Annotated in this window: 20 protein-coding genes; 7 read left to right on the top strand and 13 right to left on the bottom strand. The window is 72.1% G+C overall.

The features are described from left to right. Nucleotides 1-25 precede the first annotated feature (25 nt). A complete protein-coding gene (locus ACFWSK_RS05245) occupies nucleotides 26-682 on the top strand; it encodes a zf-HC2 domain-containing protein (RefSeq protein ID WP_383782171.1) in 657 nt (218 codons plus the stop codon). Between the two features lie 21 nt (nucleotides 683-703). Here ACFWSK_RS05245 and ACFWSK_RS05250 read toward each other — a convergent pair whose 3' ends face one another. The 7 genes from ACFWSK_RS05250 to ACFWSK_RS05280 all read right to left on the bottom strand — a co-directional run bounded on the left by ACFWSK_RS05250 (nucleotide 704) and on the right by ACFWSK_RS05280 (nucleotide 8,826). Next, nucleotides 704-1,564, bottom strand: a complete 861-nt coding sequence (locus ACFWSK_RS05250; protein ID WP_383782173.1) for an Fpg/Nei family DNA glycosylase — start codon at nucleotides 1,562-1,564, stop codon at nucleotides 704-706. Nucleotides 1,565-1,619: 55 nt separating this feature from the next. Continuing rightward, on the bottom strand, nucleotides 1,620-2,483 hold the full coding sequence (locus tag ACFWSK_RS05255; RefSeq protein WP_383782175.1) for an amidohydrolase family protein: 864 nt from the start codon (nucleotides 2,481-2,483) through the stop codon (nucleotides 1,620-1,622). Between the two features lies 1 nt (nucleotide 2,484). Beyond that, on the bottom strand, nucleotides 2,485-2,796 hold the full coding sequence (locus ACFWSK_RS05260) for an L-rhamnose mutarotase (protein ID WP_383782177.1): 312 nt from the start codon (nucleotides 2,794-2,796) through the stop codon (nucleotides 2,485-2,487). A 1-nt stretch (nucleotide 2,797) separates the two neighbouring features. Continuing rightward, a complete protein-coding gene (locus ACFWSK_RS05265; protein WP_383782179.1) occupies nucleotides 2,798-3,823 on the bottom strand; it encodes an aldo/keto reductase in 1,026 nt (341 codons plus the stop codon). A gap of 133 nt (nucleotides 3,824-3,956) precedes the next feature. Beyond that, nucleotides 3,957-5,393, bottom strand: a complete 1,437-nt coding sequence (locus tag ACFWSK_RS05270) for a wax ester/triacylglycerol synthase family O-acyltransferase (RefSeq protein ID WP_383782181.1) — start codon at nucleotides 5,391-5,393, stop codon at nucleotides 3,957-3,959. Between the two features lie 166 nt (nucleotides 5,394-5,559). Further along, on the bottom strand, nucleotides 5,560-7,629 hold the full coding sequence (locus ACFWSK_RS05275) for a SpoIIE family protein phosphatase (RefSeq protein ID WP_383782183.1): 2,070 nt from the start codon (nucleotides 7,627-7,629) through the stop codon (nucleotides 5,560-5,562). A gap of 87 nt (nucleotides 7,630-7,716) precedes the next feature. Beyond that, nucleotides 7,717-8,826 carry a DUF6777 domain-containing protein gene (locus ACFWSK_RS05280; RefSeq protein WP_383782185.1) on the bottom strand — a complete coding sequence of 370 codons (1,110 nt, stop codon included), beginning with the start codon at nucleotides 8,824-8,826 and terminating at the stop codon, nucleotides 7,717-7,719. A 183-nt stretch (nucleotides 8,827-9,009) separates the two neighbouring features. On the opposite strand from ACFWSK_RS05280, the gene ACFWSK_RS05285 reads away from it, so the two are divergent. From ACFWSK_RS05285 to ACFWSK_RS05295, 3 genes are read left to right on the top strand one after another with little or no spacing between them, the layout of a single operon-like run. After that, nucleotides 9,010-9,846 carry a YndJ family protein gene (locus tag ACFWSK_RS05285; RefSeq protein ID WP_383782187.1) on the top strand — a complete coding sequence of 279 codons (837 nt, stop codon included), beginning with the start codon at nucleotides 9,010-9,012 and terminating at the stop codon, nucleotides 9,844-9,846. Next, a complete protein-coding gene (locus tag ACFWSK_RS05290) occupies nucleotides 9,843-10,352 on the top strand; it encodes a DUF1990 family protein (protein ID WP_383782189.1) in 510 nt (169 codons plus the stop codon). The genes ACFWSK_RS05285 and ACFWSK_RS05290 overlap by 4 nt, the downstream gene beginning before the upstream one ends. A gap of 27 nt (nucleotides 10,353-10,379) precedes the next feature. Then, nucleotides 10,380-11,810: a lipase maturation factor family protein gene (locus ACFWSK_RS05295; protein ID WP_383782191.1), complete on the top strand. Its 1,431-nt coding sequence runs from the start codon at nucleotides 10,380-10,382 to the stop codon at nucleotides 11,808-11,810. Nucleotides 11,811-11,872: 62 nt separating this feature from the next. On the opposite strand, the gene ACFWSK_RS05300 is transcribed toward ACFWSK_RS05295, so the two are convergent. Continuing rightward, on the bottom strand, nucleotides 11,873-12,046 hold the full coding sequence (locus ACFWSK_RS05300; protein WP_383782193.1) for a hypothetical protein: 174 nt from the start codon (nucleotides 12,044-12,046) through the stop codon (nucleotides 11,873-11,875). 370 nt (nucleotides 12,047-12,416) lie between these two features. Then, on the bottom strand, nucleotides 12,417-13,901 hold the full coding sequence (locus tag ACFWSK_RS05305) for an SDR family NAD(P)-dependent oxidoreductase (RefSeq protein WP_383782195.1): 1,485 nt from the start codon (nucleotides 13,899-13,901) through the stop codon (nucleotides 12,417-12,419). Between the two features lie 202 nt (nucleotides 13,902-14,103). Here ACFWSK_RS05305 and ACFWSK_RS05310 point away from each other — a divergent pair, with 202 nt between their 5' ends. Both ACFWSK_RS05310 and ACFWSK_RS05315 read left to right on the top strand, forming a co-directional pair. Further along, nucleotides 14,104-15,018: an RNA polymerase sigma factor SigF gene (locus tag ACFWSK_RS05310; protein ID WP_383782197.1), complete on the top strand. Its 915-nt coding sequence runs from the start codon at nucleotides 14,104-14,106 to the stop codon at nucleotides 15,016-15,018. Between the two features lie 127 nt (nucleotides 15,019-15,145). Then, nucleotides 15,146-15,601: an ATP-binding protein gene (locus tag ACFWSK_RS05315; RefSeq protein WP_383782199.1), complete on the top strand. Its 456-nt coding sequence runs from the start codon at nucleotides 15,146-15,148 to the stop codon at nucleotides 15,599-15,601. A gap of 37 nt (nucleotides 15,602-15,638) precedes the next feature. On the opposite strand, the gene ACFWSK_RS05320 is transcribed toward ACFWSK_RS05315, so the two are convergent. Beyond that, nucleotides 15,639-16,349, bottom strand: coding sequence for a (2Fe-2S)-binding protein (locus tag ACFWSK_RS05320; protein ID WP_383782201.1), 711 nt, complete (start codon nucleotides 16,347-16,349; stop codon nucleotides 15,639-15,641). A 231-nt stretch (nucleotides 16,350-16,580) separates the two neighbouring features. Between ACFWSK_RS05320 and ACFWSK_RS05325 the strand changes: the two genes are divergently transcribed. Next, a complete protein-coding gene (locus ACFWSK_RS05325; protein ID WP_383782203.1) occupies nucleotides 16,581-17,753 on the top strand; it encodes a DMT family transporter in 1,173 nt (390 codons plus the stop codon). Here ACFWSK_RS05325 and ACFWSK_RS05330 read toward each other — a convergent pair. The 3 genes from ACFWSK_RS05330 to ACFWSK_RS05340 form a co-directional block, all read right to left on the bottom strand. Next, nucleotides 17,723-19,000: a transglycosylase family protein gene (locus ACFWSK_RS05330; RefSeq protein ID WP_383782205.1), complete on the bottom strand. Its 1,278-nt coding sequence runs from the start codon at nucleotides 18,998-19,000 to the stop codon at nucleotides 17,723-17,725. The two genes, ACFWSK_RS05325 and ACFWSK_RS05330, sit on opposite strands and share 31 nt — an antisense overlap. Before the next feature lie 157 nt (nucleotides 19,001-19,157). Next, complete coding sequence (locus ACFWSK_RS05335; RefSeq protein ID WP_383782207.1) at nucleotides 19,158-20,669, bottom strand: carboxylesterase/lipase family protein; 1,512 nt, start codon at nucleotides 20,667-20,669, stop codon at nucleotides 19,158-19,160. 140 nt (nucleotides 20,670-20,809) lie between these two features. Continuing rightward, on the bottom strand, nucleotides 20,810-22,285 hold the full coding sequence (locus ACFWSK_RS05340) for a UDP-N-acetylmuramoyl-L-alanyl-D-glutamate--2,6-diaminopimelate ligase (protein WP_383782209.1): 1,476 nt from the start codon (nucleotides 22,283-22,285) through the stop codon (nucleotides 20,810-20,812). Nucleotides 22,286-22,415 lie beyond the last annotated feature (130 nt).

Consider the following 22,415-nt stretch of genomic DNA (forward strand, 5'->3'; position numbering starts at 1 on the left):
TCACGCGGCCCGCGTACCTGAGCACATGCACCCCCCGGAACACCGCCGCGCCTCGGGCGCCTACGCGCTCGGTGTGCTCGGTGCCGCCGGTGCCTTCCGCTTCGAGGAGCATCTCTCGGAGTGCCCCGCGTGCCGGTGCCAGGTGCGTGAGTTCGGCGCGGTGACGGCGCTGCTGGCGGAGCACGGCCGCCCGACGGCCGCGGAGGTGGAGCCGGTGCAGGAGCCCGGCCCCGGGCTCCTGCACCGGACGGTCGCCGCGGTGGCGGCCCTGCGGCGGAGATCCCGGTGGCGGCGGGCGGCGCTGGTGGCGGCCGCCGCCGTGCTCGCGGTGGGCGGTCCCCTGGCGATGTCCGGCTCCCCGGACACGCCGGGGCCGGCGCGGGCCGAGCGGTGGGGCGGGCGGGACGCGGTGTCAGGGGTGGTGGCGGCGGTGACGACCGGGGCGCGGGAGTGGGGGACGGACGTGGACCTGCAGGTGGCGCGGCTTCCGGTGACGGGGGTGTGCGCGCTGGTCGCGGTGGGCCGGGACGGCAGCGAGCAGACGGTGACCACCTGGTCGGCCGGTCGCCCCGGCGGGGAGCCGGTACGGGTGAGCGGGGGCGCCGCACTGCGCCCCGGCGCCATCGACCGGTTCGAGGTGCGGACGGTGCGGGGGCAGCGCCTCGTCACGCTCACCCGCTGACTCCGTGCCGGCGCACGGCGGTTACTTCAGCAGTCGGGAGAGGCGACGGTCGGCGAGCGGTTTGCCGCCCGTCTGGCAGGTGGGGCAGTACTGGAGCGAGGAGTCGCTGAAGGAGACCTCCAGGATGGTGTCACCACAGACGGGGCACGGCAGGCCGGTGCGCCCGTGCACTCTCATGCCGCTCTTCTTCTCGGCCTTGAGCTTGCCCGCTTCGAGGCCGCTGGAGCGCTCGACGGCGTCGGTGAGGGTGGTGCGCAGCGCGGTGTACAGCTCGGTGATGTCGTCCTCGCTCAGGCTTGTGGTGAGTTTGAACGGGGACATCCTCGCGACGTGCAGGATCTCGTCGCTGTACGCGTTTCCGATGCCCGCCACGAGGGACTGGTCCCGCAGGGCTCCCTTGATCCGGCGGCGTTCCCCGGCGAGCAGGGCGGCGAACGCCTCGCGGTCGAAGGAGTCGTCGAGCGGGTCGGGCCCCAGGCGCGCGACGCCGGGCACCTGTGCCGGATCGTGCACCAGGTGGACGGAGAGGCGTTTCGTCGTGCCCATTTCGGTGAGGTCGAAGCCGTCGCCCCCGGCGAGGACCACGCGCAGCGCGAGCGGGCCCTTGCCGGGCCGTGGCGGTGTGGCGGGGAAGCCGTCCTTCCACTGGAGCCAGCCGGCCCGCGCGAGGTGCGTGACCAGATGCAGGTCCCCGGCGGTGATGTCCAGGAATTTCCCGTGCCGTGCCACGGCGGTGACCGTCGCGCCTTCGAGGGCGGAGACCGGCGGGTCGTACGTCTTGAGGACACTGATCGCGAGCGGCAGGACACGGGCGAACTCCTTGCCGACCAGGTGGTCGTCGAGGAAGAGCCGCAGTGCTTGCACCTCCGGCAGTTCGGGCATGCTTCCAGCCTGCCGCAGCACCGCGGCGGATGCCTCCCCGCGCGCCGTCGGCCGCTCAGCCCAGGCCGTACACGCGGGTGGCGGTCTCCGCGAAGACGGCCCGCTGTTCCGGGCCGGAGAGCGCGGCGGTCAGTGTGCGGGCGGCGTCGACGACCTCGGCGTAACTCGCCGCGAGCCGGCACACCGGCCAGTCCGAGCCGAACATCAGGCGGTCGGGGCCGAAGGCGTCGATGACCGTCTCCGTGTACGGCCGCAGGTCCTCGACGGTCCAGGCGTGCGGGTCGGCCTCGGTGACCAGACCGGAGAGCTTGCAGACGGTGTTGGGGCGGGCCGCCAGCGTCCGCAGTTCGTCCGCCCAGGGGTGTGTGCGCCGTTCCGCGACGGGTGGTTTGCCCGCGTGATCGAGTACGAAGGTGAGGCCGGGGAGCAGCGCGGCCGCCTTCGCCGCGGCGGGCAGCTGGTGGGGCCGGACGATCAGGTCGTAGGCCAGTCCGGCGTCGGCGACGGCGGTCAGACCGCGCCGGACGTCGGGGCGCAGCAGCCACTCGGGGTCTTGCTCCCCCTGCACCTGGTGCCGGATGCCGACGAGCCGGTCGCCTCCGGGAAGCGCGCGGAGAGCGGCGAGCGTGTCGGTGATGCCGGGTGCGGTGAGGTCGGTCCAGCCGACGACACCGGCGACCAGGCCGCTGTCACGGGCGAGCGCGAGGAATTCGGGGGTCTCGTCGGCGACGGTGACCGTCTGGACGAGGACGGTGGCGGTCACCCCGGCGGCCCGGGCCTCGGGTTCCAGGTCGGCGAGGGTGAAGGTACGCCGCAGCGGGGCCAGTTCCTCGCCGGTGATCCAGTCCTGGTCCCGCACGGAGAGGTCCCACACGTGGTGGTGGGCGTCGACCACGGCCGCCGGTGGGGAGGCTGTCACGTCACAGCTCCCAGGCGATCGGCAGACCCGCTTCGGCTCCGCCGGACGTGTAGTCGTGAGCGACGTCGAGGAGCTGGTCCATCCGGGCCTGCCAGGCCACGTTGACGGGCAGCTTCTCCAGCTCGGCGAGGAGGCGGGCGTAGTCCTCGCAGTCGATGAGGTGGAAGAGGTCGGTGCCGCTGCGCCAGATCGTCCACGAGGTGGCGCCCGCCGCCCGGATCGCGGTGGTGAGTTCCCCGGGCACTTCGCGGTGCGCCGCCTCGTACTCCTCTATGCGGTCGGCGCGGACCTTGGTGTGCAGGGCGATCCTCATGTCAGTTCCCTTCCCGGTGGCCGTCGCCGCCCGGTTCACCGGTCAGGAGTCCTTCGGCGCGCAGTTCGTCCCAGAGGGCGTCCGGGATCTCGGCACGGAGCAGTGCGGCCGCGTCCCGTACCTCGTCCGGGGAGCGGGTGCCGACCAGCACTCCGGCGACGGCCGGGTGGGTGAGCGGGTAGTGCAGGGCGGCGGCGCGCAGCGGGAGGCCGTACCCCTCGACGACGGCCTTCATGCGCAGGGCCCGGTCGAGGAGGGAGAGCGGCGCTGCCTTGTAGTCGTACGTCGCACCGGGGCGCGGTGCGGCGAGGAGGCCCGAGTTGAACACGCCACCGACGACGACGCTCCGGCCGCGGGCGGCGGCCTCCGGCAGGAGCGTGGTCAGGGCGCTGTGGTCGAGGAGGGTGTAGCGGCCCGCGCAGAGCACGGCGTCGACGTCGGTGTCGCGCAGGAAACGGGTCAGCATCGCCGTCTGGTTCATGCCCGCGCCGATGGCTCCGACGACACCTTCGGCCCGGAGCCTCTCCAGCGCCGGGTACGCCTCGCGGAAGGCGGCTTCCCCGTGGTCGTCGGGGTCGTGGAGGTAGGCGATGTCGATGCGGTCGAGGCCCAGCCGTTCGAGGCTGTCCTCGATGGAGCGCCGTACGCCGTCGGCGCTGAAGTCCCAGCGGCGCCGGTGCGTGGCGGCAACCGCGAACCCTTCGGAGAGCCCGCCGGCGGCGGCCGGGGCCTCGCCGGCGGGGAGCGGGTCGAGCACCCGGCCGACCTTGGTGGACACGGCGTAGGCGTCGCGGGGCCTGGATCGCAGCGCCTCGCCGAGCCGCCGCTCGGAGAGGCCGAGTCCGTAGTGCGGTGCGGTGTCGAAGTAGCGGATGCCCTCGTCCCAGGCCGCGTCCACGGCGGCCGCGGCCTGTGCGGGGTCGACGGCGGTGAAGAGGTTGCCGATGGCCGCTGCCCCGAAGGAGAGCCGGGTGATCTCGACCGCACTGCGCCCGAGCCTGTTCCTTTGGATGTCTCTGCCGTGCATGTCTCTGCCGTCCCTGCCGGTGATCGCTGGGCATTCACAGCGAATATTCATCGGATCACTGGGGCGCGTCAACACCTTGAACACAAGAGGAACGGGCCAATTACGCCGCTTTCCCGGGAATCAGTCCGATCTATCAGACGGTCGGGGCGGTGGTGACCGTCCGCCGGTCGAGGCACTCCTCCGGAACCGGAGCCGGGGACGGAGCCGCGGCCGGTGGAACGATCAGTGACCGGAGTTCCGCGAGCTCCTCCTCGATCGCGGTCGCCAGCCTGTCGAGGTCCGGCAGCGCCTTGCCGTCGGCGACCAGGCCGACCTGGACCCGCCCTCCGTACGTGGACAGGGCCACCGCCAGCGCCTGCCCACGGGCCAGGGGCGCCATCGGGTAGACGGCACTCAGCGGGCAGCCGCCGAGCGAGAGCGCCGAGCGGGGCAGGGGCACGCTGGTGACCAGGACGTCGAAGAGGATCCGCGCCGCGCTCCCCGCCAGCGGCGCACCGAGCCGGTGCACCAGCGGCGGCAGCTGATCGGCGACCACGGCGACGGCGCCCGCTCCCCGCAGCGGCCCCGCCGCCTTGTTGCGGTCCATGGCGGTCCGTACCGCGCGCAGGCGTGCCCGGGCATCGGGCTCGCGGACCGGGAGGCCGAGGAGGTAGGCGGAGAGCCTGTTCCCGGTACCCGTCGTGGCGCGCGGCCTGCGCCGGGAGACGGGAACCAGGGCGCGAGGGTCCGCACCCGGCAGTTCCTCCTCGCGTCCGAGCATCCACCGTCGCAGGCCCCCGGCGACGACGGCCAGCACCACGTCGTTGGCCGTGCCGCCCTCCGCCCGGCGGATGCCCTGCACCACGTCGGCGTCCAGTTCCGCCGTGGCGAGCCGGCGGGTGCCACTGGAGCCCGCGGTGAGCGCGGTCGAGACGTGCAGGTCGAGACGGCTGGCCCGGACGACGGAGGCGCCCACCCCCAACGCCCGTCCGACCTCACCGATCCGGTCCAGGGCCATGCCCGCCACCTGGCGCGGACCGGGCATCCAGGACCGCGGCGGCACGGGAACGCGGCGGCGTACCGCACCGCGCCCGGCTCCGGAAGCGGCAGTCACAGCGGCGATCTGGTCGAAGATCCCGGCACCGATGGCGACGGCGCGCATCCCGTCGGCGAGGGCGTGGTGCAGCTTCACGAGCACGGCGAACGGGCCGTCGTCGGCGCCGCTCAGCAGATACATCTGCCAGGGCGGCAGCCCGCGTTCGAGCGGCTGCTCCATCAGCTCCCCGGCGAGCCTGGTCGCTTCCGCCATGAAGTCGCCCTCCTCCAGGACCACGCGTACGACATGGCGGTGCACGTCGAACTCCTTGTGCACCGACCAGGCCGAGCCGCCGACGGGCAGCAGGACGTCCCGTACGCGCATCCGCAGCCGGGGAATCGCGGCGGCCCGTGTGCCGAGGAGGTCCAGGATGCCGGCGGGGCCGACGCCGGGCGCCGGGGAGAACACGGCCAGTGCGCCGAGGTGCATCGGGTGCGCGTCGGATTCGAGGTGCCAGAAGGCCAGATCAAGCGGTGCCAGGAGCTCGGTACCCAAGGGGTCCTCATGTCATGGAAGGCAGAACGGCAGGACCGGGACGCGGAACGGAGAGCCGGGCTCGCAGCCCGCGCTCTCCCACCGGGTCCCCGCAGTCAATCCCTGACGACCGATTACGGTCAAGGACAGACGTGTTACGTAACGTTACTTTCAGGTAGGTGAGAGCCTAGCCGCGCTCGGGGACGAGGAACTCGCACCACACGCACTTGCCGGTCCCCCGCGATTCCACACCCCAGACGTCGCCCAGCCGGTCGACCAGCATCAGCCCGCGCCCGGAGACCCCGGACTCCCCCGCGTCCCTGCGCCGCGGCAGCGCGCTGGAGCGGTCCTCGACGTCGACCCGCAGCCGCCGCTCGGGGCCCGAGAGGACGCGGATCGTCACGATGGCCCCGCCGTCCGTGTGCATGAGCGCGTTGGTGATCAGCTCGTCGGCGGCGAGTTCGATCTCGTCGGCCCGCTCCGCCGCTCCCCATGCCCGCACGGCGGCCCTGATCATGTGCCGGGCGGAGCTCAGCGCCTCCGGATCGTTCTGCGCGACATGCTGCTGGAGCCGGCCGCCGGGCTGCGGCGCGTGTGCCGCCTTGCGGCGGAGCAGGAGCATCGCCACGTCGTCCTCGCCGCCCCGCTCGTCGACGGCCTCGCAGAGGCGGTCTGCCAGCTTTTCGAGTTCCCTGGGGCCATTGGTGACCAGGTCGACCAGCAGTTGCATGCCCTCGTCGAGATCGGAGCCCGGCAGCTCCACCAGGCCGTCCGTGTACAGCACCATCGTCTGCCCCGGGTCCAGCTCGACCGTGCTTACCGGATACTCGAGCCGTCCGAATTCGGCGGAGAGTCCCAGCGGCAGCCCGCCCTCGACCGGCAGCCGGCGGCAGCTTCCGTCGACGTCCCGCACGAGCGGGTCGACGTGCCCCGCGCGGACCAGCTGCACCACGCCGGTCCGCAGGTCGACCTCGGCGTAGCTGCACGTCGCGAAGCGGTCGGTGTCGAGTTCGTGGAGGAAGACGGAGGCTCGCGCCATCACCGTGGCGGGACTGTGCCCTTCGGCGGCGTAGGCGCGCAGCACGATCCGGAGCTGCCCCATGACCGCCGCGGCGTGCGTGTCGTGGCCCTGTACGTCCCCGATGACGGCGCCGACCCGGCCGCCCGGCAGCGGGATGATGTCGTACCAGTCGCCACCGATGTCCCGGCCGAGCCGTGCGGAACGGTAGCGGACGGCGACCTGGGCCCCCGGCACCTCGGGGATTCTGCGGGGCAGCATCGCCTGCTGGAGACCTTCGGCGAGGTCGTGCTCCTGCTCGTACAGCATGGCGCGCTGCAGGCTCTGGGCGATCGAGCTGCCCAGGGCCACCAGCAGGTTCCGCTCGTCGGCGGTGAACCCCGCCTTGTCGCGGTAGAGGAGCCCGAGCGCCCCGATGGGACGGGCCTGCGCGATCAGGGGCAGATAGGCCGCCGCGGTGATGCCGAGGTGGCTGATGTGCGGCCACAGGATGGGGTACGAGTCGGCGAAGTCGTCGGCCGACTCGATGAATCGGGGTGCGAGGGTGCGCACGACCTCACTCATCGGGTACGGCTCGTCCGTACGGGTGTACCGGGTGCCCGGCACATAGGCGCCCTCGGGTCCGTCGGCCACGAGATGGATGCGCCCGGACTCCAGCAGTCCCATGACGAGGCTGGCAGCGCCGAGGTTGGCCAGGCCGCCGTGCGAGTTCTTCAGTACGTCGGTGACGTCCTTGACCGTCCGGGCATGGGCGAGGGCGGCCGTGGTGCCCTCCACCACGCTGGTCCGCTTCCGCCGCTCGTCGTCCAGCTCCCTGCGGGCGGTGGAGTCGGAGAGCTCCTGGGTGGCATCGCGGACGATCCCGATGATGCGGCGGGGCCGGCCGGTGGCGTCCCGGCGGATGAAGCCCTGGGTGTGGGTCCAGCGGAGCGTGCCGTCGCGCCGCAGGATGCGGAAGTACGCGCCGTAGTTGGTCAGCCCGCCCTTGAGTGCCTGCGAGACCATCCCGTCGAGCCGGACGGCTTCGTCCGTCGGCACCCGGGCGGACAGGCTGACCGGCCGGTTGTCGTACTCCTCGGCCCGCAGGTCGAACACCTCGAGGGCGGGCTCGTCCATGTGCATGAGTCCGCTGTCCAGATCCCAGTCGAAGCTGCCCATTCGGTTCAGGGCGAGGCTGAGGTCCGGGTGGGCGGGCCAGTCTTCCGGGAGTGACAGGGCACCCGCTACCCGATCATCCATACGGGTCACTCTGCCATCAATTGTCCGATTCTTCGAGCGATTCGGCCGACGGCGCCCCATCGCCCCTCCTCACCCGACCGGCCGCCGTCATCCCGCGAGGGACTCGGCGGCGTCGGGCACGTCGGACATCGGCGGCGCGGCGCCGTCCGGGTACTGGCCGCTGTCGGAGAGTTCGCCGCCCGCTTCACCGGTCAGGTCGGGCAGGTCGGACGGGGTGTCCTGCGGCTCGACGGCAGGCGCGTCCACGGCTTCCTCCCGCGGCGCGTCCACGGGCGCTTCCACGTCCTCCGCCGTCGGCTCGCTCCGCGGCACGGAAGGGCGTGGGCTGCTGCCGGTCTCCACGGAAGGCGTGGGCGCCGAAGGCTCCGACGTGGCCGCGGAGGGGGCGGGCGAGGGCACGATGCCCTCCTCCGGTTCGAAGGGGGGCGGATCGTCGGGGTTCCCGTCCTGCGCCCCGTCGTCGCCGGCCGGCCGCTCGATCCAGGTGTTGTCGGCGACGTCGACGAGGACGTAGTTCGTGATCGCGTGGGTGCTGGGCTCGATGACCAGGACGCGGTTGGGGTCGTAGCCCGCCCACTCCTTGCCGCGGTACACCAGGGAACCCTTCATGACGACCGGTGCGCCGAGCGGGTTGCCGCAGGCGCAGCGGACGCGGGGCGCCCCTTGGGTGTCGGCCAGCACGGCGGTGCCCGCCTGGAGCACGGACTGGAAGGCCGTGGGCACCCCCTCGGCGTATCCGTGACCGGTGACGCGGATGTCGGTCCGCAGGAGTACGGGGGTGAGTCCACGCAGGAATGCCGGAATCTCCATCTCCCTGATCCCCGCGCCCTGGGCGAAGGCGCGGGCCTTGGCCCGGTCCCCGGCCAGGAGACGCGCCTGCTCCTCGACGTCACAGCTCGCCACGGACCGGGTGCCGCCGTAGAGCCCGGGGGTGGCCCCGGAGATGGTGCGCGTCGTCATCCTCGCGACGGCGGCGGGCGACGCGGTGGCAGCGGGGGGCGGGGACCCGGCGGTCGACCCGGTGAACGGGCCGGGACCGGGTGCGGCAGCCGACTGGAGGAAGAGTTCCTTGACCACCGCCGTGCCGGGGGTGCCTTTCTCGCCGCCTCCTGACGCCTGGGCGCAGCCCGAGACGAAGAGAACACCGACGGACAGCGCGGCGAACGCGGTACACCGCGGACGTTGGGGTGAGCGCACTGAGCTCTCCTGCCTGTTCACCTCGAAGCGATTGAGTCCCCTCATCTCTGCCGCACAGCGCGCCCCTTCGCAAGCGGAACGATCACTCGGCCCCAGACACCGGGGCAGACTTGAACGCGTTCAAGAAAGGCTCTAGTCTCACCCACATCGGTTGAACGCGTTCAAGAATTGGTGGGGCAGGTCATGTCCGTGCTCGTGAACCTGATCGTCATGCTGGGCATGCTCGCCGTCGTGCCCGCCGGGCTGCGGCTGATGGACGCCCCGGAGCTCGACCGCATACGGCGGCTGTGGCCGCTCTTCGCCGCTCCGGGCGCCGTCGCGCTCTGGCTGCCGCGCGGCCTTCCCGCCACCGCGCTCGCCGCGGTCTACGCCCTGGGCGCCGTGGCCCTCGCGCTGCACGCACCGCTCCGCGCGGCCCGTACCCGCAGCGCGCACCCCACGGAGATCGCCCTCCACACGGCGCTGGCGGCCCCCTCCGTCGCCGCGCTCGCCCTGGTCGCCGAGCGTTCGGGACACGAACTCTTCGGCTTCGACCTCGGAATCCTCGCGCTGACCGTGCCGCACTTCCACTTCGCCGGATTCGCCGCCGCACTGGTCGCCGGACTCCTCTGCCGGGCCACAGACACACCCGCCGGCCGCTTCGCCGCACTGAGCGTGCCGCTCGGCACCCTGCTCGTCCTCATCGGCTACTTCATCGGGGACTGGGCCGAGCTGGCCGGGGCAGTGGTCCTGACGGCCGGGATGTGGGCGGTCGCGCTGCTCACCCTGCGCACGGTCCGCACCGGCGGCCCGGACCGCACCACCCGGGTACTGCTGCTCACCTCGGCCGCGGTCCTCGTCGCCTCGATGGTGCTCGCGCTGAGCTGGGCGCTCGGCGAGGCCACCGGAATCGCCCACCCCACTCTGACCTGGATGGCCGCCACACACGGCCTCGGCAACGCGCTGGGCTTCGCGCTCTGCTCGGTACTCGCCTGGCGCCGGCTCCAGGACCGCACCCCTCCGGAAGGCAGGACCGCATGAACACGCTCACGTATCCCGAGGTCGGCGCCACCCTCCTGGGCCCGCTCCCCGACGGCTACCACCACCTCCATCACCGGACCCCGGTCGGCAGGGGACGCGAGGACTTCGAGGCGGCGGGGGCCGCCGTCACCGGCTGGCGCATGCACCGTGCCTCGGGAGCGGGAGTGCACGCGACGACCGCGCGGGCCGAGACCGGAACCCGGGTCGCCGTCTCCCTGGGCATCGGCAGGCTCCGGGTCACCGCCCCCTGCGAGGTGGTCTGGACGGCGTACGAGAGCCGGCGCACCGGCTTCGCCTACGGCACCCGGCAGCGGCACCCGGAGCGCGGCGAGGAGTGCTTCGTGGTGGACCTCGCCGACGACGGAACGGTGTGGTTCACGGTCATGGCCTTCTCCCGGCCCGCCTGCTGGTACGCCCGCCTCGCGGGACCGCTCGTCCCGCCCGTCCAGCACTGGTACGCCCGCCGCCTCGGACGCACCCTGCGCCGGATCGTCGCCACCCGCTGACCACGGCCGGGGCCGATACTGGAAGCGATGGAGTGGTTCACAGCGGATGGCTACTGGCTGAGCCGGCTGATCTTCCAGCGGGCTCTCGCCGTCCTGTACCTGATCGCGTTCCTCGCTGCGGCGCTCCAGTTCCGGGCGCTGATCGGCGAGCGCGGGATGCTGCCCGTTCCCGCCCTCCTGCGTCACACCCACTGGCGCGCCGCCCCGGGCCTCTTCCGGCTCCACTACTCGGACCGCTCCTTCGCCGTCGTGGCCTGGACCGGCTGCGCCCTCGCCCTCGCCCTGATCGCGGGCGTCGACGCGCACGTACCCCTCTGGGCGGCGATGCTCCTGTGGGCGCTGCCCTGGGTGATGTATCTGTCGATCGTCCAGGTAGGTCAGGTCTGGTACGGATTCGGCTGGGAGTCGCTGCTGCTGGAGACGGGCTTCCTGGCCGTCTTCCTCGGCAGCGGTGACACGGCGCCGCCGGTGCTCGTGCTGTGGCTGCTGCGCTGGCTCCTGTTCCGCGTGGAGTTCGGCGCCGGGCTCATCAAGATGCGCGGGGACTCCTGCTGGCGGCGGCTGACCTGCCTGGACTTCCACCACGAGACCCAGCCGATGCCGGGCCCGCTGAGCTGGTTCTTCCACCGGCTGCCGAAGCCCGTGCACCGCGTGGAGGTGGCCGCGAACCACGTCACCCAGTTGCTGGTGCCGTTCCTGCTCTTCACCCCGCAGCCGGTGGCGGGCACGGCCGCGGGGCTGATGATCGTCACCCAGCTGTGGCTGGTGCTGTCGGGGAACTTCGCATGGCTGAACTGGCTCACCATCACGCTCGCCCTGGCGGCCGTCGACTGGTCCTTCATCGCCGGGGAGCCGCCCGCACAGTCCGCTCCGCCCCTCTGGTACGAGGTGGTGGTCATCGCCGTCACGGTCCTGATCCTGGCCCTCAGCTACCGACCGGCCCGCAATCTGGTCTCCCGCCGCCAGGTGATGAACCGGTCCTTCGACCCGCTCCACCTCGTGAACACCTACGGGGCGTTCGGGAGCATCAGCCGGGTGCGCCTGGAAGTCGTCGTCGAGGGCACCGCCGAACCGGTGATCCACGAGGGCACGCGCTGGCAGGAGTACGGCTTCCGCGGCAAGCCCGGCGATCCCAGACGGCTGCCGCGCCAGTTCGCCCCGTACCACCTGCGGCTCGACTGGATGATGTGGTTCGCCGCGCTCTCCCCGGCGTACGCCCGGTCCTGGTTCGGACCCTTCGTCGAGAGGCTCCTGGAGAACGACCGCGACACCCTGCGGCTGCTGCGGCACAACCCGTTCCCGGACACCCCGCCCGTACACGTACGGGCCCGTGTGTACCGCTACCGGTTCACCACCTGGCGCGAACTGCGGGAGACCGGGAGCTGGTGGCACCGCGACCATGTGCGCGAGTTCATGCGGCCCGTCTCGCTCGCCGGCACGAAGGGCGCCCAGCACTGAGCCCCGCCGTCCCGCTGATGCGGAAGGGCGGGGCTCAGTACACGGAGGACCGGTGCGAGGGGTCAGTCGATGCCGGGGAGAATGTGCGGCTCCGCGAGGTCGTCCTCGTAGCCGGCCAGCCGGATCGGCGCGGACCTGGCCCAGACCTCGATGTTCCGGAGCGCTTCGGGCCTGCGGGTCCGCTCTCCGTACCGTTCGTCCGGTCGCTTCTCGTGCTTCGTCAGTTCTGGCGTCACCGCGCACTCCTTTGTGTCGCGTAACCCCGGGCAGGCGTTGCGCGGCCGAAACCGTGCGTCGACCGCCCCGGGCAGGGGCAGGAACAGCTCGGTCGCGGTGGCGCCCGTAGGGGGCGGGACGGCGGCCCGGTTACGGACCTGTCCCAGGACGGCCGAGGAATCTTTGTGGATTCCTTGGTGGCGTCCGTTGACCCCAGCCTAACCAAATGAGCGCCCCCGCGCTCGACAGAACGTATGGCCTGGGTCACTTTCAGCCAACGATCTCACTCCGGCGGAGCCGCAGCGGGGCCTCAACGGGGCAAACCGGGACACAAAGACGGCGACCCGTGGAACACGGGCCGCCGTCGTCGCGTAATCGCCGCGCCGGGTGTTACCAGTTCGCGGGCGCGTAGTCCTTGAGGAAGCAGCCGAACAGGTCCTCGCCGTCCTCGCCGCGCACGATCGGGTCGTAGACCCGGGCGGCGCCGTCGACCAGGTCGAGCGGGGCGTGGAAGCCCTCCTCAGCGAGGCGGATCTTGTCCGGGTGGGGGCGCTCGTCGGTGATCCAGCCGGTGTCCACCGCCGTCATCAGGATGTTGTCCTTCTCGAACATCTCCTGGGCGCTGGTCCGGGTCAGCATGTTCAGGGCGGCCTTCGCCATGTTGGTGTGCGGGTGACCCGCTCCCTTGTAGCCGCGGCCGAAGACGCCCTCCATCGCGGACACGTTCACCACGTACGCCCGCTTCGCCGCCGTCGCCGCCATGGCCGGGCGGAGCCGGCTGATCAGGATGAACGGTGCGGTGGAGTTGCAGAGCTGCACCTCCAGGAGCTCGATCGGCTCGACCTCCTCCACGGTCTGGATCCAGCTGTTGGTGTCGTGGAGGTCGGGAACCAGTCCGCCGGCGTCGATCGCGGTGCCCGCGGCGATCCGCTCCAGCGACGCGGAGCCCGTGACGAGCGCCAGCTCGGTGACGTCCTGAGCAGTCAGCCCCTCCTTGCGGGCGGACGGCAGCGCGGCGACCCGGTCGACCGTTCCGCTGCCGAAGGTGCCGATGACCTCGGCGGCGGGGAGTTCCCCGGCGGGCAGCGGCGCCGACTCGGCGTTCAGGAGTTCGCTGTACGCCTGCGGGGAGCGGCGCACCGTCTGGGCCGCGTTGTTGATCAGGATGTCCAGCGGGCCCTCGGCCGCGACCGAGTCGGCGAGCGCGACGACCTGGGCGGGGTCACGCAGGTCGATGCCGACGATCTTCAGCCGGTGAATCCACTCCGCGCTGTCCGGCATCGCCTTGAAGCGGCGGATCGCGTCGTTGGGGAAGCGCGTCGTGATGGTGGTGTGCGCGCCGTCGCGCAGCAGCCGCAGGGCGATGTACATGCCGATCTTCGCCCGGCCGCCGGTGAGCAGCGCCCGGCGCCCCGTGAGGTCGGTGCGGGCGTCGCGCCGCGCCCGGTTCTCATGGGCGCAGGGCTGGCAGAGCTGGTGGTAGAAGGCGTCGACCTCGACGTACCGCGTCTTGCAGATGTAGCAGGAGCGGGGGCGCTGGAGTATTCCGGCGATCTCGGCGGCGGCGGACGACGACGGCAGGACGCCCTGGGTCTCGTCGTCGATGCGCTCGGCGGAGCCGGTCGCGGTCGCTTCCGTGACCGCCTTGTCGTGCGCGGTCTTGGCGGCCCTGCGCTCCTGGCGGCGGCGCTGCTTCACCGTGCGGTAGACGCCCGCGGTGGCCCGGCGCACCGCGATCGCGTCCGGGTGGTCGATGTCGATGGTGTCGAGCTCGTCGAGCACGCTCAGGCAGACGGCGAGCCGCTCCGGGTCGATGCCGGGACCGAACTCACCGGCTCCGGGATCGAGCTCCGGGCTGTCAACTGTCACCGTCATGGCCGTTCCTCTGTTACTCGAAGATGCCGGCCACAGGCTGCGCCAGGCCGCGTTACTACGGGCCGAACGCCCCGATCAAGTTTGCCATGGTCCGGCGCGGCCCCGTTTCCCCCTCCGAAAGAACATCGAATCCGGAAGGCATGACTTCGTTTGAACGGGGCATACGAGGTTCCACACCAACAGCAACCAGGAGGGTGACACCATGACGGCGATGTCAGTGCGAACCACCGGAGCGGTCGCCACAGCGGCTCCGCAGGGCCACCAGGTCGGTTCCGGGACATATGCCGCAACAGCTGCCGGTACGGGCACACTTCCGTGGATCGAGGACACCGGAAAGGTGGCTCCGCAGGACGCCCGCGCACTGTCGCGGATGTTCTTCGACGAGTTGCAGACCCTCGAAGAGGGGACGCCCGAGTACCAGTACGCGCGCAACACCCTGATCGAGATGAATCTCTCCCTGGTGCGCTATGCCGCGTCCCGTTTCCGCAACCGCGGCGGTGACGACGCCGAGGACATCATCCAGGTGGGCACGATCGGCCTGATCAAGGCCATCGACCGGTTCGACCTCTCCCGCGAGGTCGAGTTCGCCACCTTCGCCGTGCCGTACATCGTGGGCGAGATCAAGCGGTTCTTCCGTGACACCACGTGGGCCGTGCATGTGCCGCGCCGCCTCCAGGAGCTGCGGGTCGACCTGGCGAAGGCCAAGGAGCAGCTTTCGGCGGAACTGGACCGCGACCCCACGGTCGCGGAGCTCGCCGCACACCTCGACCTCCCCGAGGAGGAGATCATCGAGGGTCTCGTCGCGGCCAACGGCTACTCCGCGGGCTCTTTGGACACCCCCTCCGCGGACAGCGAGTCCGGTCAGGACCAGCGGGCGTACGCCGATCTGCTGGGCGAGACGGACCCGGGCATGGAGAGCGTCGAGAACCTCCAGACGCTCGCGCCTCTCCTGGAGAAGCTCGACGACCGTGAGCGCAAGATCGTGCAGATGCGCTTCGGCCAGGAGATGACGCAGGCCCAGATCGGTGAGCGTCTCGGGGTTTCCCAGATGCACGTGTCGCGTCTGCTGAACCGGATCGTGCAGCGGCTGCGCACCGGAATGTGCGTGGATGCCTGAACGGCCGCGCGGCGGAGTGCGAAGCGTCTAAGATCTGGGGACATCCCCCGGAGTGGGATCTCTCGACGCGGGTAGACGAACGGCGAGAAAAGGTCTCCGACCTCCCTGCGGCGCCTTGGCTGGAGCTATGAATGAACAGGCCACCTCCCGGCCGGACAACCCCGCTCAGGGGTTCCGGTGCACGGAGGTACTGCACACCGCCGAGGTGTTCGCGGGTGAGCCGGGCTGCATAGCGCAGGCCCGCGCACTGGCGGACCGTTTCCTGACCCGTCTCGTCGCGGAGTGGTTCGCGGTGCTGCGTGAGCACACCCGCAGCGATCTGATGCTGGCGGTCAGCGAGCTGATCACCAACGCCGAACGCTACAGTTTCGGCCCTTACCTGCTGGAGCTGGAAGGCACCGCGGAGAGCATCAGCGTCACGGTGTACGACAGCAGCACGGCGCTTCCCGTCCTCTACGCACCCGACCCGGCACGCCTCGGCGGCCACGGCATGGAGATCGTCGTCGCCCTGTGCGACCGTCTCACCGCCGAGCGCGTGCCGGTCGGCAAGCGCATCCGCGCCGAGTTCCAGCTCAGCACCTGAGCCGACCGCTCCCGAAGCCTCCCGTTTCCCCGGGTGGTCACTCGGGCGCGGTCCTCGCCGCGGACCCCGGCACGCGGTCGAAGACGCAGTCGCCGCAGAGTCCGCCGCCCGGACACCGGTAGTACAGACAGCAGCTGCGCCGTCGGAACGCCGGGCCGTGCGGGGCGCCGGTGGTGGACAGGTCCGGGTGGTCGAAGAGTTCGGCTGCCAGGGCCCGCGCCCGCCCGGCCACGTCGGGGCGCCCGTGGGTGCGCGCCCACCCGACGAGTTCCCGTACGGCTCCGGCGAGCGCCGAGCCCGCGTTGCCCCACAGCAGTCGCGTGGAGACCGTCCCCTGCGCGCGCAGCGCGTCGGCGAGCGGCACGAGGTGCCCGAACTGGACGGCCTCCCTGATCCGGTCGGCGGTGCCCTCCAGTGACGCGGTGTCCTCCAGCCAGAGATCGTCGGGCGAGGTGTGCGCCGGGTCCCAGAAGAGCCGGCCGGGCGAGAGGTCCGGCAGCCGGCCGTGCAGGGCGGCGGGGCCGAGCGCGATGGACCAGAGCCGGGCCGCCAGCCCCAGGTGCGCGATGGACGCGGCGACTCTGCGCTCCGGCGTGTTCAGACGGAGGGCGACCGTGTCGACTCGGGCAGTGAGGGGCGCGAGATCCCCGGCGTAGAGGCCGGCCAGCGGGCGGTGGCCGCCGCCCGGGACGGGCGCGGTACGCAGGGCGAAGAAGCCACCTGGCTCCGGCACACCGGTCCGGTTCATCGTCTGCTCCCCCTCGGACCGTTTCCCGCCCGTCGGCCCCGTTCGGCCACCCGCCGTGCCCGGTCCGGAGCTCACCGTACCCGCCGGGAGCGGAACTTCTGAGGTCCTGGGCCAGGAGGACTACCGTCGGGAGGAGGACGCCGGACGCACTTACGTACTACTAGAGCAGTACGTCGAATCGCCGCCTCTGGGACGACGACTCGGCGGCCCCGACAGGACATCGTGGTCTACATGAGCTCCCTCGCGCTGTCTGTGCTGCTGTCACTGGTCTCCGCGGTCGCCTACGCGGCCGGGGCGATCGTCCAGGAGCGCGTCGCCGCAGGCGGAGACGGCCGCTCGTACGCCGCACTCCTGCGCAACGCCGCCTGGTGGGCCGCTGTCGCCCTGAACGGCGTGGGTGCGGTGCTCCACGTGGTGGCGCTGGCCTACGGGCCCCTCAGCCTCGTCCAGCCTCTCGGTGCCCTGACGATCGTCTTCGCCCTGCCCATGGCCGCGCTGTTCGTGCGCCGCAGGGCGGGGTCCACGGCCTGGCGCGGCGCCGTCATGGCCACCGTCGGCCTCGCCGGGCTGCTGGCCCTGACGGGGAGCGGCGAGTCGCACGCGCTGGGCGGTCCTGAGCGGTTGGCGCTGGCGACGGTGACGTTCGGCGTGGTGGCGGCGCTCTTCCTCGTCGCGAAGGGGCTCCGCGGCGCGATGGTGCGCAGTGTCCTGCTGGCCACCGGCGCCGGGATCGCGTTCGGTATGGGCTCGGTGTTCACCAAGACCGTGGCCGTCGAGTGGACCTCCGGATCGGTGGGTTCCGGGCTGCCGACCCTGCTGGTGATCGCGGGTCTCGCGTCGGCCGGGCTCCTGTTGTCCCAGTCCGCGTACCGGGGCGCCGGTCTGACCGCACCGCTGGCGATCGTGACGGTCGTGAATCCGGTGGTCGCGGCGGCGGTCGGGATCACCCTCTTCGGCGAGCAGTTCCGTTACGGCATGACGGGCACCCTGCTCGCGCTGGTGTGCGGCGCGGTGACGGCGGGCGGGCTGGTCCTGCTCACCACGGAGCGGCTCGGGGCGGAACGGACGCGCGCGGTACCGGACCCGGTACGGCACGCGGCACCGGACGAGACGGGCGAAGGGGCCGAGGTCCGGCCCACGCCCCGGAGCCGTGCCGGTCGTCTGCCGGAGTCCGTGAGCCCGCCAGCGCCGTCGTCACCCGTCGGAGCTCGCCCCGCGGCCTCCGGCCGTACGTCCGCCGAGGTGGCGGCCACGGCTTCATTTCCGGCGCCGAATTCTCTGCCGCTGACCCTGACGCTGCCGCAGGGACGCGTGGTGGGAAGCGTGAAGTCCGGTGAACCCGCGTGCGGAAGCACCCGGCGGACCGGCTCGGTTCAGATCCTGACGCCGCCCGCCCGGAGATAGGCCAGGGGGTCGACGTCGGAGCCGTAACCGGCGCCCGAACGGATCTCGAAGTGCAGGTGCGGACCGGTGCTGTTGCCCGTGGAGCCCGAGCGGGCGATCCGCTGGCCGCTGCTGACCTGCTGGCCCGCGCGTACGTGCAGCGCCGACAGGTGCGCGTACTGGCTGTACCTGCCGTCGCCGTGCCGGATGACGACCTCGTAGCCGTACGCCCCCGCCCAGCCGGCCGAGACGACCTTCCCCGCGGACACCGCCTTCACCGATGTACCGGTGGGAACGGGGAAGTCGACGCCCGTGTGGTAGCCGCTGGCCCATGAGCCGGACTGGCGGTACGGCGTGCCCGTGCGGGCCGCCACCGGCGCGGTGAGGCCGGACTGCTTCTCCGCGCGCTCCGTGGACCGGTCCGAGCGGGGGCTCTTCTTCGGCTCCTGCTTGGCTTCCTGCTTGGCTTCCTTCTTCGGCTGCGGCTTCGCTTCCCGCTTCGGCTCGGCCTTGGGGGCGGGCTTCGCCCGCTCCTTCGCCTCGGGTGCGGCCGACCGCTTCGGGGCGGCCCCCGCGGGCTTCGGGGCGGCGCCCAGGGCCTTGGCCACGTCCAGGCTGAGCCGCTGCCCGGGAAGGATGAGGTCGGGGTCGTCCCCGACGACCTGCCGGTTCGCCGCGTACAGGCGCTGCCAGCCGCCGCGGACCTGTTCGGCGGTGGCGATGCCGGACAGGGAGTCGCCGCGGGCGACCGTGTACGACTCCCGCTGACCCGGCACCGTCGTCGGTGACGCGGGGGCCGCGGCCTTCGGCTGCGCGCGGGGGGCTGTCTTCTCCGGCGCGTCGACCGGCCTGGTTCCCAGCGACTGGGGAGCGATGTCCGGGGCGTCACCCCCGCGGGTCAGCCCCGCGCGTACGGAACAGGTCGGCCATGCGCCCGGCCCCTGCCCGTCCAGCACCTTCTCCGCGACCGCGATCTGCTGGTCCTTGGTGGCGAGGTCGGCGCGCGGCGCGTAGGCCGTGCCGCCGTACGCGGCCCAGGTGGACCCGGAGAACTGCAGGCCGCCGTAGTAGCCGTTGCCCGTGTTGATGTGCCAGTTGCTGGTCGACTCGCAGGCGGCGACCTTCTCCCACACATCGGTCGGGGCGGCACCCGCCGACGCGGCGGTGATGAGCGGGAGCGCGATGCCCGCGCCGCCCGCCGTCACCGTGAGCGAGGCACGGTTGATGCGGCTGGGCTGATATCTGCGGTGCCGTCCGTTCGCGGCCATGATTCGGCTCCCCCACTGGCAGTTGGACACGTCGCAATCGGCCAACTTAGGTGCAGCGGGCGGGTGATGACAAGGGAGTCGGGGGCGCGCAGGGGGCGAAGCCCCGCACGCCCCCGCTCCTCGGAGCGCCTGCCGCGCCCGGCGGCGCACACGGCACCTACGGCGCGAGCAGCGGATATCCGGCGGTGCGCCACAGTTCACGGAAGGCGTCGGCGGGCGCTTCGCTCGCGCCTTCTCCGGCGCCCCAGACCAACACCGCGCCGGCGGAGGCGCCGATCCGTGGCCAGCCGGGGTCGCCGGTGGCGGCGAAGTCCGCCCAGGCCCGCATCATCCGCGCGGACAGCGCACGGTCGGCCGGTCCGGGCGGGCCGCCGATCAGGAAGTGGACGCTCGCTTCGTCGAGGGTGCCGAACGCGAAGGGGACGTCCGCGCAGTGCCAGGCGCGGACCGGCCGGCCCTCGCCGCCCCGGCGGCGGTCGAAGCGGGCCAGGTACGCCGTGCCGCCGGCGCGGGCGTGGGACTCGGCCAGCCTGCTGCTGTATTCGGCGAAGAGCAGATCTCCGTACACCGCCAGGAAGACGTCGAGGACCGGGGCGCTCGGCATGAGTGCGCGGTAGCCGTCGACGAGTGCTGCCGGAAGGCCGAAGTCGGCCGCGAATGCAGCGAGTTGGCTGCCCGTGGCGATCTTTGCGCTGCTGCCGACGGCATCGAGCAGCCAGTACTCCTGCGTGGTGTGGCAGACCATCAGGTCCACCTCGCGGCCGGCTCCCGCGGCGATCGCGGTGAGAGGGTCGGCGAGGAGGGTGTCGCCGTCCACGACCGGTCCGTAGATCGCCGGGTCGTAGTGGCGCTGCCCGGACCCCGGATCCTGGCGGTAGGCGTCGACGACCTTGTCGGAGGCGGCGACGAGTTCCTGCGGGGACGCGGACAGGAGGCCCGCCCGGGACGGGGAGACGCCCGCCGCTGCGGCGACCTCGGCGGTGGTCCGCGCGGCGGTCTCCACCGGGGCGCAGGCATTGACGGCGCTGTGGGCGACCGCGCGGTGGAACAGTCCGCGAGCCCGGTCCGTCACCATCAGGCAGGCAACCGCTGTCGCACCCGAGGACTGGCCGGCCACGGTGACGCGGCCGGGGTCTCCGCCGAACGCGGCGACGTTGTCGCGTACCCACTCCAGTGCGGCGATCTGGTCGAGGAGTCCCCGGTTGTCCGGGCAGGCTTCCTCGCCTCCGGCAGCCGGGACATGACCGAATCCCTCGAAGCCCAGGCGGTAGTTGAGGGTGACGACGACCAGTCCCTGCCCGGCGAGCGCGGCCCCGTCGAAGTCCGGCTGCGCGGAGGAGCCGAAGACGTAGGCGCCTCCGTGCATCCAGACGAGGACCGGGAGCGCGTCGCCCCGCCCTCCCGGGGTCCAGATGTTGACGGTGAGGATGTCCTCGTCGCCGGGCGACCAGCAGGGCGCGCCGGGGAGTTCGGCCGACTGCGGTGCGACGGGGCCGAACTCCGTGCAGTCCCGTACGCCTTCCCAGGCGGCGGCAGGGCCTGGCGCCCGGAAGCGGGCGGCGCCGAACGGCGGCGCGGCGTAGGGGATGCCGAGCACGGCGACGATCCCGCGCCCCGTGGTGGCCGGCCTGCCCCGTACCCGTCCGGTCTCCGTCGTGAACACCGTCATCGCCGCTCCCCCACTCGCCCTCGTGCGCCTCCCCGGGGCACGGGTTCAGCATGTCAGGGGGCCTGTCCCGGCGGCCAACACCTTGATCGTCGCGATTGACGCATCCGGGATGTGAGTGGGTCGGCTGGGCGTCGCGTTCCCTACACGTCGGTGAGTTCGCGGACGGTCGCCATGTCGCTGAACGGAAGGAGTGCGTCGCCGACGATCTGGTGCGGCTCGCTGCCCTTCCCCGCGATCAGCACGATGTCGTCCGGTCCTGCGGCGGAGAGGGCGAACGCGATCGCCTCGCGCCGGTCCACGAACCGTTCGAAGGGGGTTCCGGTCGCCGTGAGGGCCGGTGCGATCTGGTCGAGGATGCCTTCGGGGTCCTCGTGGCGGGGGTTGTCCGAGGTGAGTACGCACAGGTCTGAGCCGGCGCCCGCGATCGTTCCCATGTCGGCCCGTTTGGTGGTGTCGCGGTCGCCGCCGCAGCCGAAGACGGTGATGACCCGGGCACGGGCGAATCCGCGAATGGTCGTCAGGACCTTGCTCAGGGAGTCCGGGGAGTGGGCGTAGTCCACGATCACCGAGGTCCCGGACGGGGTCGTGACCCGCTCGAAACGGCCCGGGATCTGCGGCATCTGTTCGAGGGCGGCGACCAGAGCGGCCAGGTCGTGGCCGAGGACGTGGCAGGCGGCCACCGTGGCAAGTGCGTTGGCCACCGAGAAGCGGCCCGGCGAGGGGATCGCCGCCGGGTACTTGCGGCCGCCGTGATGCAGGGTGAACCGTGTGCCCGACGCGTCGACCGTGAGGTCGGTGGCCCGGTAGTCCGCCTCGGCGTCGAGGGCGTACGTGGTCACGGCGCCGGGCACCGCGTCCCGGATCGCCGCGCCGACCGGGTCGTCGACGTTGATCACGGCATGCCGGCACAGTCCCTGGAACAGCCGCAGTTTGGCGTCGCGGTAGTTCTCCATCGTCCCGTGGTCGTCAAGGTGGTCCTGGGTCAGGTTGGTGAAGACCCCGACATCGATGAAGGTGCGGTCCAGCCGGTGCGTCAGCAGACCCATCGAGGTGGCCTCCAGCACCACGGTGCCGACACCGCGGTCGCGCATGCAGCCCAGCAGGTACTGGAGGTCCGGGGTCTCCGGTGTGGTCAGGACCGACTGCGGCATCGGGATCAGCTCGTCGCCGATCCGGCTGCCCGCCGTGCCGATGACGCCCGCCTTCGCGCCTTCGGCGATGCGCAGCACGGACTCGACCATGTAGGAGACCGACGTCTTCCCGTTGGTTCCGGTGATCGCGATCATGTCCATCTGGCGGCCGGGCTCACCGAAGTAGCGCGAGGCGACGACGGCCGCGGCGGCCCGGATGTCGGGCACCCTGACCACGCACACGTCCGCCGCGGGGGCCGGGTGCTCGGGTACGTCGGGGCCGACGAGTACCGCCGCCGCACCTCGGGCGACCGCCGGCGCGACGGCTTCGGGGCCCCCGCCCTGGTAGCCGGGTACCGCGACGAACAACGAGCCGGGCGCGGCCAGTTCGGCGTCGAAGGTGGTGCCCGCCGTGATCGGCGTCCGCTCGGGGTCGCCCTGGAGAATCTGGTGTTCCTGTCCGGCCAGCAGCTCGCTCAGCTTCACAGTGATCCCTTCGAAGTGGCTCGGCCCGTGGTGCGGCCGTCGCCGGACAGCAGCACCGGCGGTGTTCCGGGGGCTGCGTGGTGATGTGGAACCGGGGTGCATCGCGCGTCCGGAAGAACGGGACGCGAAA

It is taken from the genome of Streptomyces sp. NPDC058620 (assembly GCF_042717135.1).
GTDB lineage: Bacteria > Actinomycetota > Actinomycetes > Streptomycetales > Streptomycetaceae > Streptomyces.

What these genes read in the sequence shown, in the direction of transcription:
- ACFWSK_RS05285 (WP_383782187.1), top strand. Translation starts at nt 9,010, where the DNA reads ATGTCCGTGCTCGTGAACCTGATCGTCATGCTGGGCATGCTCGCCGTC.
- ACFWSK_RS05315 (WP_383782199.1), top strand. Translation starts at nt 15,146, where the DNA reads ATGAATGAACAGGCCACCTCCCGGCCGGACAACCCCGCTCAGGGGTTC.
- ACFWSK_RS05265 (WP_383782179.1), bottom strand. Translation starts at nt 3,823, where the DNA reads ATGCACGGCAGAGACATCCAAAGGAACAGGCTCGGGCGCAGTGCGGTC.
- ACFWSK_RS05330 (WP_383782205.1), bottom strand. Translation starts at nt 19,000, where the DNA reads ATGGCCGCGAACGGACGGCACCGCAGATATCAGCCCAGCCGCATCAAC.
- ACFWSK_RS05305 (WP_383782195.1), bottom strand. Translation starts at nt 13,901, where the DNA reads ATGACGGTGACAGTTGACAGCCCGGAGCTCGATCCCGGAGCCGGTGAG.
- ACFWSK_RS05325 (WP_383782203.1), top strand. Translation starts at nt 16,581, where the DNA reads ATGAGCTCCCTCGCGCTGTCTGTGCTGCTGTCACTGGTCTCCGCGGTC.
- ACFWSK_RS05320 (WP_383782201.1), bottom strand. Translation starts at nt 16,349, where the DNA reads ATGAACCGGACCGGTGTGCCGGAGCCAGGTGGCTTCTTCGCCCTGCGT.
- ACFWSK_RS05250 (WP_383782173.1), bottom strand. Translation starts at nt 1,564, where the DNA reads ATGCCCGAACTGCCGGAGGTGCAAGCACTGCGGCTCTTCCTCGACGAC.
- ACFWSK_RS05335 (WP_383782207.1), bottom strand. Translation starts at nt 20,669, where the DNA reads ATGACGGTGTTCACGACGGAGACCGGACGGGTACGGGGCAGGCCGGCC.
- ACFWSK_RS05310 (WP_383782197.1), top strand. Translation starts at nt 14,104, where the DNA reads ATGACGGCGATGTCAGTGCGAACCACCGGAGCGGTCGCCACAGCGGCT.
- ACFWSK_RS05245 (WP_383782171.1), top strand. Translation starts at nt 26, where the DNA reads ATGCACCCCCCGGAACACCGCCGCGCCTCGGGCGCCTACGCGCTCGGT.
- ACFWSK_RS05275 (WP_383782183.1), bottom strand. Translation starts at nt 7,629, where the DNA reads ATGGATGATCGGGTAGCGGGTGCCCTGTCACTCCCGGAAGACTGGCCC.
- ACFWSK_RS05260 (WP_383782177.1), bottom strand. Translation starts at nt 2,796, where the DNA reads ATGAGGATCGCCCTGCACACCAAGGTCCGCGCCGACCGCATAGAGGAG.
- ACFWSK_RS05295 (WP_383782191.1), top strand. Translation starts at nt 10,380, where the DNA reads ATGGAGTGGTTCACAGCGGATGGCTACTGGCTGAGCCGGCTGATCTTC.
- ACFWSK_RS05290 (WP_383782189.1), top strand. Translation starts at nt 9,843, where the DNA reads ATGAACACGCTCACGTATCCCGAGGTCGGCGCCACCCTCCTGGGCCCG.